Raw genomic sequence first — 13,620 nt, 5'->3', positions numbered from 1 at the left:
AGTCTCCCTGTTGTGTCGGCCATGCCGCAGCGCCTGCGGCCGCGGTCAGTGCCCTCCCGGACATCCCGCCCGTCGTCTTCCGTCGAGGTAGTCCCGGATGAGTGCGCGCATCCGGTCGCGCCCGAAGCTGGCCCCGTGCCCGCCATGGACGGTGCGGGCCGCGAGCCGGTCGAGCCGGTCCATGGTCTCGCGATAGATCGCGGGATCGGAACGCGGCAGGTCGTCGAGAAGCTCGCCGTCATAGAGCGCATCGCCCGAGAAGAGCGTGCCCCCGGCCTCGTCGAAGAGCCCGATGGAGCCCGGCGAGTGCCCCGGCAGGTGCAGCACGGTGAGCGCGCGGTCGCCCAGCTCGATGCGGTCGCCCTCGGCCAGCAGGCGGGTCGCCGGCGCGGCCTTGGCGGTGAAGGCGGAGAGCTGCCAGCCCGGCGCCGGCAGGGCGGTGACGGCGCCCTCCATGGCGCGGAAGGCGGGCGCGAGGTGCTGCGCCTCGTCGCCGTCCAGCGCCGCCGCGTCGGCCGCGTGGATCGCGCGGTCGGCGAATTCGTGCATGCCGCCCATGTGGTCGATATGGCCATGGGTGGCGATGGCGAGCACCGGGCGGTCCTCGAGCCACTGGCCCTCCGCCGCCATCGCCGCGCGGAGCGGCGCGATCCCCATGCCGGGGTCGATCACCAGGTCGAGCTCGGTGCCCCGCAGATACCAGATATTGGCGCGAAACCAGCGATGCACATGCGGCTCGGCATAGCGGTCGAGCCCCGGGCCCGCCGGCGCGCGCGCGAACCAGCGCGGGACGACGGGCAGCGCGCTCATGCCGACAGCGCGAGGCCGGCCAGCGCCGCCCGCACCTCGGCCACCGTGGCGGTGGCGCCGAGCACGCCGCCCTCGACGGTCATCATGTAGACCGCCGCCTCGTGCGCCCTGGCATCGCCCGAGCCGCAGGCATCCGAGACCAGCAGGCAGTGATAGCCCCGGTCGTTCGCCTCGCGCACGGTGCAGTGGACGCAGCAATCGGTGGTGATGCCGCAGACGATCAGGTGGCGGATGCCGTGCACCCTGAGCACCGTGTCGAGATCGGTGTCGAAGAAGGCGCCGTTGGCGCTCTTGTCCACCACCGCCTCGCCCTCGGCGGGGGCCAGCTCGGGCACGATCTGCCAGCCCGGCTCGCCGCGCACGAGGAGCCGGCCGAGCGGCCCCGGGCTGCCGATCGGCGCGCCGTTATGCGCGGTGCGCCAGGCCTTGTGGGCGGGCAGATCCATCAGGTCCGGCCGGTAGCCCTGCCGGGAATGCACCACGAAGAGCCCGGCCGCGCGCGCCGCCGCCAGCAGCGCCGCCACCCCGGGCAGCGCCGCGCGGCAGCCGGCGGGATCGTAGCCGAGCGCGCCGAAATAGCCCTCCGGCTCGAGAAAGTCGCGCTGCATGTCCACCACCACCAGCGCGGTCGCCGCGCGGCTCAGCCCGTCATGCGGAAAGGGGTGGGGATTGGCCTCGATCCGGATCATCCGCGGCTCCGTTGCTGCATTGCACCCGAGTGTTTCACCAAAAACTTTGTAGTCAAGTATAATTTTGAAGTTGACTATAAAATTTTCAGGGGCTTGAGTGCAGCGCAGGCGGCGGCAGGGGAGAGATGCGGGTCGATGAGCGGATTGCGGGTCCGGCAGCAGCGGGAACGGACGGCGCGGGTGCTCGACGCCGCGGCCGAGCTGTTCGGCGCCAAGGGCTACCACGAGACCCATGTCACCGAGATCGCCAGGGCGGCGGGGCTGTCCGCGGCCACCGTCTACAACTACTTCAGCACCAAGCGGAACATCATCATCGGCCTCGCCGTGCGCCATGCGAAGATGGCGCTGCCGGAGCGCCGGGCGCTGCTGCGCAACCCGCCGGGTGATCCGCTCGCCGCGGTCTGCGCCTATGAGGACCTGCTGGCCGCGCAGTCCACCCGGGTGATGCCCAAGGAATGCTGGCGGGTGATCTTCGGCACGCTCTACGAGGAGCCGGGCGGCGAGGCGCACCGCACCGCGCTCCGGCTCAACCGGCTGCTGTTCCGGCACTATCTCAGGATGCTCTCGCGCTTCCAGGAGGCCGGCAGGATCCGCGCGGATATCGAGATCCGCGATCTGGCGAGCATGATCGTCGGCATCGGCACCTTCCACTGGATGGAATACCTCGCCGACGAGACCATCCCCATCACCGAGCTGCAGCGCCGGGTGAACAGCCAGCTCGCGATCGTGTTCCGCGGCGCCTATCCCGACAGCCCCGGCAGCCCCGGGAGCCCGGGCGGCCCCGACAGCAAGGAGACCTCCCCATGACCGATCCGGCAGGCAGGCTGGCGCTCGTCACCGGCGCCGGCAGCGGCATCGGCCGCGCCACGGCAGAGGCGCTGGCGGCGGCCGGCGCCGCGGTGATCGTGCAGGATATCGACGGCCCCCGCGCGGCGGCGGTGGTGGCGGCGATCCGCGCCGCCGGCGGCGCGGCCGAGGCGCTGGTCTGCGACGTCGCCGACGAGGCGGCGCTGGCGGCCGGGATCGGCGCGCGGCAGGTCGGCATCCTCGTCAACAATGCCGGCGTCGCGGGCAACAACGCGCCGATCGAGGAGATCGACCGCGCCGCCTATGACCGGATGCTCGACACCCATCTGCGCGGCGCCTATGCCGCCACCCGGGCCAGCATCGCCGGCATGAAGGCCGCGCGCTGGGGGCGCATCGTCAACATCGCCTCCAATCGCGGGCAGGTCGGCTTCGAGCGCTCCTCGCACTATGCCGCGGCGAAGGCGGCGCTGATCGGCGTCGCCAAGGCCTGGGCGCGGGAGTTCGCGCCGCACGGCATCCGCGTCAACGCCCTCGCCCCAGGGGTCACCCGCACCGCGATGACGCTGGCCTATGGCGAGGAGGCGGTGGCGGAGGAGGCGGCGCTCAATCTCGTCGGCCGCGCCGCGAGCCCCGAGGAGATGGCCGCCTGGATCCTCACCCTCTGCGGGCCTGCGGGCGACTTCATGACCGGGCAGCTGCTCTGCCCGAACGGCGGCGATCCAATCACCGGCATCTGACACCTCAGACACGGCAGCAGGGAGCTCCGAGCATGACCACGATGACCGAGAACGAATGGCGCTACAACCAGCTGATCAAGCTGTTCCCGTCGGCGCCCGAGCCGGCCTTCGAGACGGCGGCGGAGCAGCGCGCGGTCTGGGGCCGCGAATGGGGCTGCCGCAACGATACCGGCCGGCTGCGCTCGGTGCTGGTGCATCGCCCGGGCAACGAGCTCGCGGTGGTCGATACCGCCAGGCGGCTCGAGATCGGCGCCTTCGGCGATGTCGAGGCGGGCTGGTACTGGCGCGGCAACACCGGGCCGGACCTCGCCGCGATGCAGGCGCAGCACGACGCGCTGGTGGCCGCGCTGATGGGCGAGGGGGTCGAGGTGATCTGCATCGACCGCCCGGCCGAGGGGCGGATGAAGACGGTCTACACCCGCGATGTCGCGATCGCGGTGGATGGCGGCGTGATCGTCACCCGCATGGGGCCGCGCATTCGCCGCGGCGAGGAACTGCCGGCCACCCGCACGCTCGCCGCCGCGGGCTGCCCGATCCTGCGCACGCTCACCGGCACCGCGATCGCCGAGGGCGGCAGCTTCGCCTGGATCGACGACCGCACGGCGGTGATCGGCATGTCCTCGCGGGTCAACGAGGAGGGCGCGCGGCAGATCGAGGAGGTGCTGCGCACGCAGGGGGTCTCGCTGCTCCGGGTCGAGCTCACCGGCTACCGGCTGCATATCGACGGCACCTTCCTGATGGTCGCCCCCGATCTCGCGCTGCTCAACCCGGCCATCGTGCCGTTCTGGTTCCTCGAGGAGCTGAAGGCCCGCGGCATCCATGCCATCGAGGTGCATCACAGCGACAACCCGTGGATCATCAACTCGCTGGCGGTGGCGCCGGGGCGGCTGATCATGGCCGAGGGCGCGTCGGACCACACCATGGAGGCGCTGCACCGCCACGGGGTCTCGGTGATCACGGTGCCCTACGACCAGGTCTGCTCCGGCGGCGGCGGCATCCACTGCTCGACCGCGCCGCTGATCCGCGACGCGGCCTGAGCCGGGCGGCCCCCGGCGCGCCGCTCAGAGCCCGGGGGTGACGGTGCCGAGCGCCATCGCCACCGCGGCTTGCGCGGGCTCGATCACCGGGCGGCCGAGCGCCGCCTCCGCCGGCGCCCGGTGCCGCGCCATGCCGGCGCAGCCGAGCACCAGCGCATCCGCCCCGTCGGCGATCAGCTGGCGGCCGATATCGGTGATCCGCTCCAGCACGCCCTCGGCGCGGGCGCTCTCGTCCACGGTCATGTTCAGCGCGCGCTCCCCGGCGATGCGGTCGAGCAGCCCGAGCGTGCCGAGATAGGCGGTGTGGCGCGGGATCGAGGCCTCGGCGATGGCAATGATGCCGACCCGCCGGCCGCGGCAGAGCGCGGTCAGCACGCCGCTCTCCTGGATGCCGAAGACCGGCACCCCGGCGGCTTCGCGCACGAAGCCGATGCCGGGGTCGGAGAAGCAGGCGATCACCACCGCGGCGGCATCCGGGCGGCCGGCCACCAGCTCCAGCATCGGCGGCACCGCGGCGACGGCATCGGCGTCGCTCTGCACCCCGAAGGGGCCGCCCGCGGAGGTCACGCATTCGATCGCCGGGGCGCCGCCGCGGCGCAGCGGCGCGAGCGCGGCATCGAGCCCGGCGGTGACCGCGGGGTTCGAGTTGGGGTTCACCACGAGGATCGGGCCGGGGCCGCTCATCGCAGGATCTCCGCGCCGAAATTGCTGGCCGGGTCGACCTCCGGCGCGCGCGGGGCGCCGAGGCCGGTGAGGTCCAGCCGGTCGCGCGCCACGAAGCGGCCATGGCCCTCGGGTGCGCAGAACGCGCCGTCCTCCAGCACCGGCACCCCGCGCGAGAGCACGGTCACCGGCCAGCCGGTCAGCGCGCGCCCCTCGAAGGGGGTATAGTCCATCGCGTCGTGCTGGTCGGCGGCGGCGACGCGGCGGGTCAGCGCCGGGTCCCAGACCGCGATGTCGGCATCGGCGCCGATCGCCAGCGTGCCCTTGCGCGGCAGCATCCCGTAGAGCCGCGCGGCATTGGTCGAGGACAGCGCGACGAACTGCTCCGGCGTGATCCGGCCCCCGTTCACCCCCTCGGAGAACAGCAGCGGCAGGCGCAGCGCGATCCCCGGCATGCCGTTGGCGATCTGGCGGAAGCTGGCCTCCGGCCCGTGCTTCAGCTTGCCGGTCTCGTCGTGGCGATAGGGCGCGTGGTCGGAGGAGAACACCGTGAAGGTGCCGGCCTGCAGGTGGCGCCAGAGCGCATCCTGGGTGGCGGCGTCGCGCAGCGGCGGCGAGCAGATGTATTTCGCGCCCTCGGTTCCCGGCCGGTCGAGATCCTCGCGGGTCAGGAAGAGATATTGCGGGCAGGTCTCGCCGAAGACCGGGGCGCCGGCGAGCCGCGCCTTCTGCACCAGCGCCGCGCCCTCCGGCGTCGAGACATGCACGATCATCAGCGGCGCATCCACCAGCCGGGCCAGCGAGATCGCCCGGTGCACCGCCTCCTCCTCGGCCAGCGCCGGATGGCTCGGCGCGTGATAGCGCGGCGCGGTGTGCCCGCCGGCCAGCAGCCGCTCGGACATGAAGGCGATCATGCCGTCGTTCTCGGCATGGACCATGGTCAGCGCGCCATGCGCCCGCGCCACCGCGAGGATCTCGAGGAACTGCGCGTCGTCGAGCTTCATCAGAGGATAGGTCATGAAGACCTTGAACGAGGTGACGCCGCGCGCGAAGGCGGTCGGCAGCTCGGCCAGCACCGCCTCGGTCGGGTCGGAGATGATCAGGTGATAGGACCAGTCGATCACCGAGCGGCCGGCGGCGCGGCTGTCGTAGAGATCCAGCGTCTCGGCCACCCCCATGCCCTTGCGCTGCGCGGCGAAGGGCACGATGCAGCTGTTGCCGCCATGCACGGCGGAGACCGAGCCGCTGCGGTAGTCGTCCGCCGTCATCATCCCGTTGGCGGATTCCTGCGCGATATGGCAATGCGCTTCGATGCCGCCAGGCATCACCAGCCTGCCGGCGGCGTCGATCACCCGGTCGGCCGGCCCGAGGCTCTCGGCCAGCGCCGCGATGCGCCCGTCGCGGATGCCGATATCGGCACGGAACCGTTCCGAGGCGGTGACGAGCGTGCCGCCGCGGATCACCGTGTCGAAGCTCATGCGCTGCCCTCCCGTGGCTGGCCGTGCTCGACCTCGTGCGACGGCGGCGCGGCATCGGGATCGAGCGCGCGGGTCACATAGGCTGCGGCCTTCGGCTCCCAGTCCTGCCAGAGCGCGGCGAGCTCCGCCACCGGTTCCGCGCTGCGGTCGACGCGGAGATCGGTGAGCGGAAAGTCATGCGCGCCATAGACCTTCACCGCCGCCGATTGCAGCGGGTCGCGCTCGCCGCCCGCGGCCAGTCCTGCCGCCAGCGCGCCGATCAGCCGCGCCGCCAGCGGGCGCCCGGCCGCCTCCGCGAGCGCGGCGATCATCGCCGGCAGCACCGCGTCGCTGCCGAGATAGTTGCCGAGGGCGAGCGCGTGATCCCCCGCCAGCCCGCCGCAGGAGGGCAGGCAGGAGGCGCCGGTGAAATGCCGCGCCGTGCCGTCCTGTCCGAGCACGCCGAGCTGGCGCCAGTGCGGCGCCGTGGCCGCCGCCTGCATCGCCGCGAGCGCGGCATCGGCATCACCTGCCGCGAGATAGGCGGCGAGGCCGGTCCGGTGCAGCCGCGGATCGGTCCGCGCCTGCGAGAACACCACGCAGCGACCGGCCACCGCCGCGCCCACCCGCGCGCCGACGCAGACGCTCGAGGTGGTGACGGCAAAGCCGATCTCGCCGCTTTCCGGGCAGACGGCCGCGACGGAGAAGGTCATTTCGCCGCCTCGCGCTCGATCACCCCGGTGGTGGCGGTGATCAGGCCGTAATGCTCGATCCGCCGGTGCCGGCCGAAATCGAACACGGTCCGGCGGATATAGTCGCCGAGGCCGAGATCGCAGTTGTGGCAGATCACCTCGTCGGCCTCGCCGGCGGTGCGCGCCACGCTCTCGCCGGTGGGCGCCACGATGGCCGAGCCGCCGATCATCGCGAAACCGTCCTCCGCGCCGCATTTCGCCGAGGCGAAGACCCAGGCGCCGTTCTGGTAGGCCGCGGCCTCGATCGAGAGCCGGTGGTGGAACTCGCGCAGATGCGCCGGCTCGGGATGGTGGATGTTCCGCGTCGGCGTGTTGTAGCCGAGCATGAACATCTCCGCCCCCTGCAGCGCCATCACCCGGAAGGTCTCGGGCCAGCGCCGGTCGTTGCAGATGCACATGCCGATGCGCCCGATCGAGGTGTCGAAGGTGTTGAAGCCGAGATCGCCGACCTCGAAATAGCGCTTCTCGAGATGCTCGAAATCCGCCTTCAGCACCGGCTCGCTGGTGCCGGGCAGATGCACCTTGCGGTACTTGCCCGCCACCGTGCCGTCGCGGTCCACGAGAATCGAGGTGTTGAAGCGGCGCATCCGCCCGCCCTCGGCCACCTTCTCGGCATAGCCGAGATAGAAGCCAACCCCGAGCCGCGCCGCCTCGGCGAAGAGCGGCCGCATCGCTGGGGAGGGCAGCCCCTCCTCGAAGAAGCGGTCGTATTCCTCCGGGGTCTCGTAGATGTAGCGCGGGAAGAAGGTGGTCAGCGCCAGCTCGGGGAACACGATCCAGACCGCGCCCTGGGCATGGGCCTCGCGCAGCATCGCGATCATGCGGTCCACCGCCTCCGCCTTGCTCTCGGCAAGCATGATCGGGCCGAGCTGGCCGACGGCGATGACGTGTTTCCTGGACATGGTGCCTCCTTGGCGCTCGGGCGCTGCTTCGCTCCGCGGGCGGAGCCTCAAGCAAGAAATAGCTTCCCTCGCCTTCACTCAGAAATTACGATCCGCCCAAACCGTATAATCGGGTGTTATATGATAAACGCGCGCCAGCTCGAGGTGCTCACCACCGTGATCGAGGTCGGCACCACGCTTCGGGCGGCGGAGCTGCTCGGGGTCTCGCAGCCGGCGGTCTCCAACATGATCCGCCACACCGAGGACCTGATCGGCATCACGCTGTTCGAGCGCGCCAAGGGCCGGCTGGTGCCGACCAAGGAGGCGCGGCTGATCGCCCAGGAGGCGCAGCACCTCTTCATGCAGCAGAAGCGCGTCTCGCGCATCGTGCGCGAGATCCGCGAGGGCAGCCGCGGCTCGCTGACCATCGCCGCCTCGCCGAGCCTCGGCCTCGGCCTGGTGCCGAGGGTGATCGGCGAGTTCGCCACCGGCGCGCCGCAGCTCCGGGTCTCGCTGGAGCTCGGCTCGATCGACGTGATCTGCGACATGCTGGCCTCGGGCCAGGCGGATATCGGCTTCGCGCTGACCCAGCCGCGCCACCCCGCGGTGTCGCACGAGGCGGTGGGGGCGGGCGAGATGGTCTGCGTCTGCCCGCCGGGGCACCCCTTCGCGCGGATGCGCCGGATCGGCGTGGCCGATCTCAACCAGGTGCCGCACATCTCCTACAGCGCCGCCACGCCGCTCGGGCAGATGATCGACCGGGTCTTCGCCGAGAAGGGGCTGGAGCGGCGCTATGCCTTCGAGGTGCGCCACACCGCCACCGCGCTCGAGATGGTGGCGGCCGGGCTCGGGGTGGCGCTGGTCGACAGCTTCGGGCTGATCGGGCGCCGCGCCGACAACCTCGAGCGGGTCGCCGTCGAGCCCAGCATGCCGATCCGGATCAACGCGATGATGCCGCGGCTGTTCCCGACCTCGAGCCTCGCGATAAGCTTCCTCGACCGGTTCCGCACGGTCACCGGAGCGGCTGGTTGAAGCGCTGGCGCGGGGTGCGCCCGGCGCGCAGCACCATGATCCCGCCGAGCGCGGTGAGCGCCCCGCCGGCCAGGGTCTGCAGCGTCGGCGGATTGGCCCAGACGATCCAGTCCATCGCCGCGGCGAACACCAGATAGGTGTAGCTGAAGGGCGCGAGCCGGGGCGGCGCCGCGCGCTGGTAGACATAGAGCAGCACGAAGGCCATCAGCAGGTTGAGCGCCGAGATCGCCGCCAGCGCGGCCCAGGTGCCGCCCGTCACCGGCGACCAGCTCCAGCCGCCGGGCAGCATGCCGGCGGCGCCGAGCCCGAGCCCGGCCAGCCCGACCGCGAGGAAGCAGAGGTTCTGCACCCGCACCAGCGCCAGCGTGTCCTCCTGCCCGCAGCCGTAATGCGTGATGACCACCGAGACGGCGTAGCAGGTCGCGGCCAGCAGCGGCAGCAGCACCAGCACGTCGAGCTCGGCGAGCCCCGGCCCGATGATCAGCGCGGCGCCGGCAAAGCCCGTGAAGGTCGCGGCCCAGGTCGCGCGGCTGACCGGGGTGCGCATCACCGCGGCGCTGATCAGCGTGGTGAAGATCGGGAAGGTGTAGAAGCCCACCCCCGCCACCGCGAGCGGCAGCTGGGTGATCGAGGTGAAGTAGAGCAGGATCGAGGCGACCTGGAAGAGGCTCCGCGCCACCACCGGCCCGGTGCGCTTCACCGGCCGGCGCAGCGCCCGCACCGCCAGCGCCGCCAGGGCGATGAAGAACAGCACGAAGCCCGAGCGGATGGTGGCATACTGCCCGACGCCGAGATTGCCGGCGACGATCTTCACCACCCCGTCCTGCGCGCAGAAGATCATCTGCGCGGCGGTCAGCATCAGGGCGTAGCGGGCGACCGGCGGCTCCCCGGCGACGGCCCGCGCCGCGTCAGTCGGCAAGGGTCCAGCTCTGCGCCCGCTGTGTGGTGGGGAAGCGCTCGGCCAGGCCGAGCTCGGCGATCCGGGCCACCGAGCGCTCGAAATTGGCGCGGTTGACCGGCACCGCGTCGGGGCGGAGCGCGACGTCGCGCAGTAGCTCCTCCTGGTCGCCATAGGCGGTCTTGAGCGCGCGCAGCGCCGCCACCGCCTCATCGGCGATGTCGATGCGCAGGTCGCAGCGGTCGATGCCGTGCTCGCCGGTCACGCGCAGCGCCGAGGACCGCACCGGCCCGCCGATCTCGCCGCCGGCATCGCGCCCCGCCTCGAGCGCCAGCATCAGCCGCTCCGCCAGATCGCCCGACCGGGCCTCGGCAAAGGCCTCGGCCATGGCGCTGGTGACGGCGGGATTGGCCAGGATGTTGCCGAGCGCGATCGCCCCCGGCGCCACCGCATGGGCATAGATCGAGAAGATCCGCCGCCCGTGATAGGCGCCGGTGCCGCCGCGCGCATCCAGCGCCGCGAGCTGGCGCCACTCGATGTCCGGCGTGCCGGCGGCCACCGCGGCCACCGCATCCGAGGCGCTCTCGCCGCGCACCAGCTCGGCGATGCCGAGATCGCCGAGCCGCGGATCGGTGCGGTGCTGGCTGAGAAAGGCGCCCTGGCCATGGGCGAGCCGCACGCAGCGCCCGCCGACCGCGAGGTTGGAGGTGGCGATGGCGGCGCCGAAGGCCCCGGTCTCGCGGCAATGTCCGATAATCGAATAGGTCATGTCTCTCCCTTCCGCGGCACCGTCACACCGCGTCGCGCAGCGGCAGCGGCACCGTCGTCTCCTGCTCGGCAAAACGCGCCCACATCGCGTCCGTCGCGGCCTGCGCCTCGGCGATCGCGGCGGCCTCGTCGATGGTGGTGAGCCGGCCCGCGCGCATCAGGAACCGCCCGCCCACCATCACGTCGGTCACCACGCCCGGATGGCCGTAATGCACCAGGTTGGAGACCAGCGAGATCCGCGGCACCAGCGCCGGCGCGCCGAGGTCGAACAGTGTCAGATCCGCCTTGGCGCCGACCGCGATGCGGCCGATGTCGTCGCGCCCGAGGGCGCGGGCCGCGTTGGTGGTGGCGCAGTTGAAGACCTGCTGCGGGCTCGGCACGGTGCTGCGGCCATAGGCGCCGCGATGCACCACGAGGCCGAGCTTCATCGCGTGGAACATGTCCTCGGTCATGTTGTCGGTGCCGAGGGCGATGTTGACGCCGTTCTCCAGGATCGCGCGCATCGGCAGCCGGTGCGGCCCCTTGGCCGACATGCTGGCCGGGCAATGCGCGAGATGCACGCCGTGCTCGGCGAGGATCCTGACGTCGTCCTCGGTACAGAAGGTCCAGTGCACCGCCAGCAGGTCGTCGCCCAGCCAGTCGTTGTCGCGGAGATATTCGGTGGAGGTCTGGCCATGCGCGGCGCGCACCTGCTCGACCTCGCTGACCACCTGCGAGAGGTGGATGGTGCGGCGCAGCCCGGTCTCGGCGGCGAGCTTCTTCAGCTCCGCCAGCATCCAGGGCGAGCAGTTGTCCGGCCCGTGGGCGGCCACCAGCACCTCGACGCGGCCCTCGCGGGCGCCGTGCCAGCGCCCGATCAGCGCGCGGCTGCGGTCGAGGAAGGTCTGGCCCCAGGCGCGGTCGTAGCGGTAGCGCCCGGCGCCGCCCTCGCCGACCTCGCGGGTCAGCGCATCGGCGGCGCTCTCGCAGAGCCAGAGCCGCAGCCCGCTGTCGGCCATCGCCTCGGCATAGTCGTCGACCAGGCGCAGCGGATCGACGAGGGTGGTGCTGCCGCTGCGGATCGCCTCGACACAGCCGAGCCGGGCGATGGCGGCGCGCTCGTGCGGCTCCAGCAGGTAGCTCGCCGGCACCATGTACTGGTAGACGAGGTTGCCCTCGATATCCTCCACCGTGCCGCGCAGCGTCAGCAGCACCGTGTGGGTATGGGCGTTGATGAGGCCCGGCGAGACGGCGCGGCCGGTGCAGTCGATCCGCTCGAAATCGTCGAACCCCGCCGGCGCCGGCTCGGGCAGGATCGCGGCGATGCGCTCGCCCTCGACGGCGATGGCGCCGAGGCGCAGCACGGCGAGCCCGTCGGGCCCGTGCTCGAGGAACCGGGCGTTCTCGAGGAGGAGGCGGGGCAGGGGCATGGCTCAGGTCTTTCTCAGGCTGCCGGCAAGCATCAGCACCAGCGTCGCCAGCACCAGCAGCGTCGCCACCGCGGCGATGGTCGGGTCGATGTTGTCCTGGATGCCCTGCCAGATCATCTTCGGCAGGGTCTGCACCTTGCGCACGGTGATGAAGAGCACGCCGACGATCTCGTCGAAGGAGACGATGAAGGCGAAGACCGCGCCGGTGAGGATGCCCGGCCGCGCCGCCGGCACCACCACGGCCCAGACCGTCTGCGGCACCGAGGCGCCGAGGCTGCGCGCCGCCTGCGGGATCTTGCGGTCGAGATTGGCGAGCGCCGCGAAGACCGAGATCGAGACATAGGGCAGCGCCAGCAGGGTATGCGCCAGCACCACGCCGGTCACGGTGTCGATCAGCCCGAGCTGCACCCAGAAGCGGTAGAAGCCGAGCGACTGCACCACCGGCGGCACCAGGATCGGCGTGATCAGCACCCAGCGCGCGATGGTCGAGGCCCGGCTCGACAGGAACCAGCAGCCGATCGAGAACACCGTGCCGAGCACCGTCGCCGAGAGCGCCGTCAGCACGCCGATATAGAAGCTCTGCCAGGTGGCATCGAGCCAGCGCGCATCGGAGAAGTAGTTCTCGTAGTGCCGCAGCGAGAGCGCCTCCTTCGGCATCGCGAGATAGCTCGTGTCGGTCAGCGAGACCGGGATCACCACCAGCATCGGCAGGATCAGGAAGGCCAGCACCAGCCAGGCCCCGGTGTTCATGAAGATGCGGAAGAAGGAGGGTCGTTTCATCGCGTGGCCTCGCTCAACCGCGTTCCAGGAGGGCCTTGCGCAGGTTCACGAACCGCGCCGCCGCAAGGATCACCACCGCCGTCATCACCAGCAGCGTCACCGAGAGCATCGAGCCGACCCCCCAGCGCAGCAGCTCCTGGATCTGGTAGGTGATGTATTCGGAGATCATCAGCACCCGCCCGCCGCCGAGCAGCGCCGGCGTGATGTAGAAGCCGAGGCTGAGCACGAAGACCAGCAGCGCAGCCGACAGGATGCCCGGCTTGGTCTGCGGCAGGTAGACATGCCAGAACGCGCCGAACTCCGAGGCCCCGAGCCCGCGGGCGGCATCGACATAGGCCCGGTTGATGCCCTTCATGTTGGCCATCATCGGCAGCACCGCGAAGGGCAGCATCACGTGCACCATCGCCAGCACCACGCCGAACTCGTTGTGCATCATGGCGATCGGCTTCTCGATCAGGCCGAGCGCGATCAGGCTGTCGTTGACCACGCCGCTGCGCCCGAGCAGCACGATCCAGGCGAAGCTGCGGATCAGCACCGAGATCCAGAACGGCAGCAGCACCAGCGCGAGCATCACCCCGACCATGCGGTGCTGGGCGTTGTAGATCGCATAGGAGACCATGTAGCCGAGCACGAGGCAGAGCAGCGTGGTCACCGCCGCCACCCGGAAGGTGATCACCAGGCTGGTCTGGATCGGCCGGCTCTCGACCAGCGCCGCATAGTTGCCGAGCCCGAATTCGGGCTCGGTGAAGCTGATGCCGAAGATCTGCACCAGGGGCCAGATGTAGAACACCACCATGGCGATCAGCGCCGGGGCGACGAACAGCCAGTACCAGCCCCTGTCGGAGAGGCCGCGGCGGGCGGCCGCGGCCGCGGGCGGATCGATCGTGGTGGTGGTCATGG

15 protein-coding genes are annotated in these 13,620 nt (G+C 71.4%); 4 read left to right on the top strand and 11 right to left on the bottom strand.

The annotated features are described in order from the left end of the window. Window positions 1-45: 45 nt before the first annotated feature. Both QSJ97_RS03875 and QSJ97_RS03870 read right to left on the bottom strand, forming a co-directional pair. Window positions 46-810, bottom strand: coding sequence for an MBL fold metallo-hydrolase (locus tag QSJ97_RS03875; RefSeq protein ID WP_285670244.1), 765 nt, complete (start codon window positions 808-810; stop codon window positions 46-48). Next, window positions 807-1,499 (bottom strand): cysteine hydrolase family protein, encoded by a 693-nt coding sequence (locus QSJ97_RS03870; protein WP_285670243.1) that lies wholly within the window; start codon window positions 1,497-1,499, stop codon window positions 807-809. Before QSJ97_RS03870 ends, QSJ97_RS03875 begins: the two co-directional genes overlap by 4 nt. A 135-nt stretch (window positions 1,500-1,634) precedes the next feature. Between QSJ97_RS03870 and QSJ97_RS03865 the strand changes: the two genes are divergently transcribed. From QSJ97_RS03865 to QSJ97_RS03855, 3 genes are read left to right on the top strand one after another with little or no spacing between them, the layout of a single operon-like run. Continuing rightward, window positions 1,635-2,306, top strand: a complete 672-nt coding sequence (locus QSJ97_RS03865; RefSeq protein ID WP_285670242.1) for a TetR/AcrR family transcriptional regulator — start codon at window positions 1,635-1,637, stop codon at window positions 2,304-2,306. Further along, window positions 2,303-3,043 carry an SDR family NAD(P)-dependent oxidoreductase gene (locus tag QSJ97_RS03860; protein ID WP_285670241.1) on the top strand — a complete coding sequence of 247 codons (741 nt, stop codon included), beginning with the start codon at window positions 2,303-2,305 and terminating at the stop codon, window positions 3,041-3,043. The genes QSJ97_RS03865 and QSJ97_RS03860 overlap by 4 nt, the downstream gene beginning before the upstream one ends. A gap of 32 nt (window positions 3,044-3,075) precedes the next feature. Next, window positions 3,076-4,080 (top strand): dimethylarginine dimethylaminohydrolase family protein, encoded by a 1,005-nt coding sequence (locus tag QSJ97_RS03855; protein WP_285670240.1) that lies wholly within the window; start codon window positions 3,076-3,078, stop codon window positions 4,078-4,080. Window positions 4,081-4,104: 24 nt separating this feature from the next. On the opposite strand, the gene QSJ97_RS03850 is transcribed toward QSJ97_RS03855, so the two are convergent. The 4 genes from QSJ97_RS03850 to QSJ97_RS03835 are packed head-to-tail and all read right to left on the bottom strand — an operon-like array spanning window position 4,105 to window position 7,854. Then, on the bottom strand, window positions 4,105-4,764 hold the full coding sequence (locus QSJ97_RS03850; protein ID WP_285670239.1) for an aspartate/glutamate racemase family protein: 660 nt from the start codon (window positions 4,762-4,764) through the stop codon (window positions 4,105-4,107). Further along, complete coding sequence (gene hydA, locus QSJ97_RS03845) at window positions 4,761-6,221, bottom strand: dihydropyrimidinase (RefSeq protein ID WP_285670238.1); 1,461 nt, start codon at window positions 6,219-6,221, stop codon at window positions 4,761-4,763. Before hydA ends, QSJ97_RS03850 begins: the two co-directional genes overlap by 4 nt. Further along, window positions 6,218-6,913 carry a DUF1028 domain-containing protein gene (locus QSJ97_RS03840; protein WP_285670237.1) on the bottom strand — a complete coding sequence of 232 codons (696 nt, stop codon included), beginning with the start codon at window positions 6,911-6,913 and terminating at the stop codon, window positions 6,218-6,220. Before QSJ97_RS03840 ends, hydA begins: the two co-directional genes overlap by 4 nt. Further along, on the bottom strand, window positions 6,910-7,854 hold the full coding sequence (locus QSJ97_RS03835) for an N-carbamoyl-D-amino-acid hydrolase (RefSeq protein ID WP_285670235.1): 945 nt from the start codon (window positions 7,852-7,854) through the stop codon (window positions 6,910-6,912). Before QSJ97_RS03835 ends, QSJ97_RS03840 begins: the two co-directional genes overlap by 4 nt. A 120-nt stretch (window positions 7,855-7,974) precedes the next feature. Between QSJ97_RS03835 and QSJ97_RS03830 the strand changes: the two genes are divergently transcribed. Beyond that, window positions 7,975-8,865, top strand: a complete 891-nt coding sequence (locus QSJ97_RS03830; RefSeq protein WP_285670233.1) for a LysR family transcriptional regulator — start codon at window positions 7,975-7,977, stop codon at window positions 8,863-8,865. Here QSJ97_RS03830 and QSJ97_RS03825 read toward each other — a convergent pair. From QSJ97_RS03825 to QSJ97_RS03805, 5 genes are read right to left on the bottom strand one after another with little or no spacing between them, the layout of a single operon-like run. Next, window positions 8,846-9,784: a DMT family transporter gene (locus QSJ97_RS03825; protein WP_285670232.1), complete on the bottom strand. Its 939-nt coding sequence runs from the start codon at window positions 9,782-9,784 to the stop codon at window positions 8,846-8,848. The two genes, QSJ97_RS03830 and QSJ97_RS03825, sit on opposite strands and share 20 nt — an antisense overlap. Then, a complete protein-coding gene (locus QSJ97_RS03820; protein ID WP_285670231.1) occupies window positions 9,774-10,532 on the bottom strand; it encodes a DUF1028 domain-containing protein in 759 nt (252 codons plus the stop codon). The genes QSJ97_RS03825 and QSJ97_RS03820 overlap by 11 nt, the downstream gene beginning before the upstream one ends. 22 nt (window positions 10,533-10,554) lie before the next feature. After that, window positions 10,555-11,940 (bottom strand): amidohydrolase family protein, encoded by a 1,386-nt coding sequence (locus QSJ97_RS03815; protein ID WP_285670230.1) that lies wholly within the window; start codon window positions 11,938-11,940, stop codon window positions 10,555-10,557. 3 nt (window positions 11,941-11,943) lie between these two features. Continuing rightward, window positions 11,944-12,720: an ABC transporter permease gene (locus QSJ97_RS03810; RefSeq protein ID WP_285670229.1), complete on the bottom strand. Its 777-nt coding sequence runs from the start codon at window positions 12,718-12,720 to the stop codon at window positions 11,944-11,946. A 13-nt stretch (window positions 12,721-12,733) separates the two neighbouring features. Beyond that, a complete protein-coding gene (locus tag QSJ97_RS03805) occupies window positions 12,734-13,618 on the bottom strand; it encodes an ABC transporter permease (protein ID WP_285670228.1) in 885 nt (294 codons plus the stop codon). Between the last annotated feature and the right edge of the window lie 2 nt (window positions 13,619-13,620).

The organism is Paralimibaculum aggregatum, assembly GCF_030270585.1.
In the GTDB taxonomy this organism is placed as follows: domain Bacteria; phylum Pseudomonadota; class Alphaproteobacteria; order Rhodobacterales; family Rhodobacteraceae; genus Thermohalobaculum; species Thermohalobaculum aggregatum.
The sequence above is the reverse complement of the archived record's forward strand: the minus strand, read 5'-3'. Positions and strand labels throughout refer to the sequence as shown.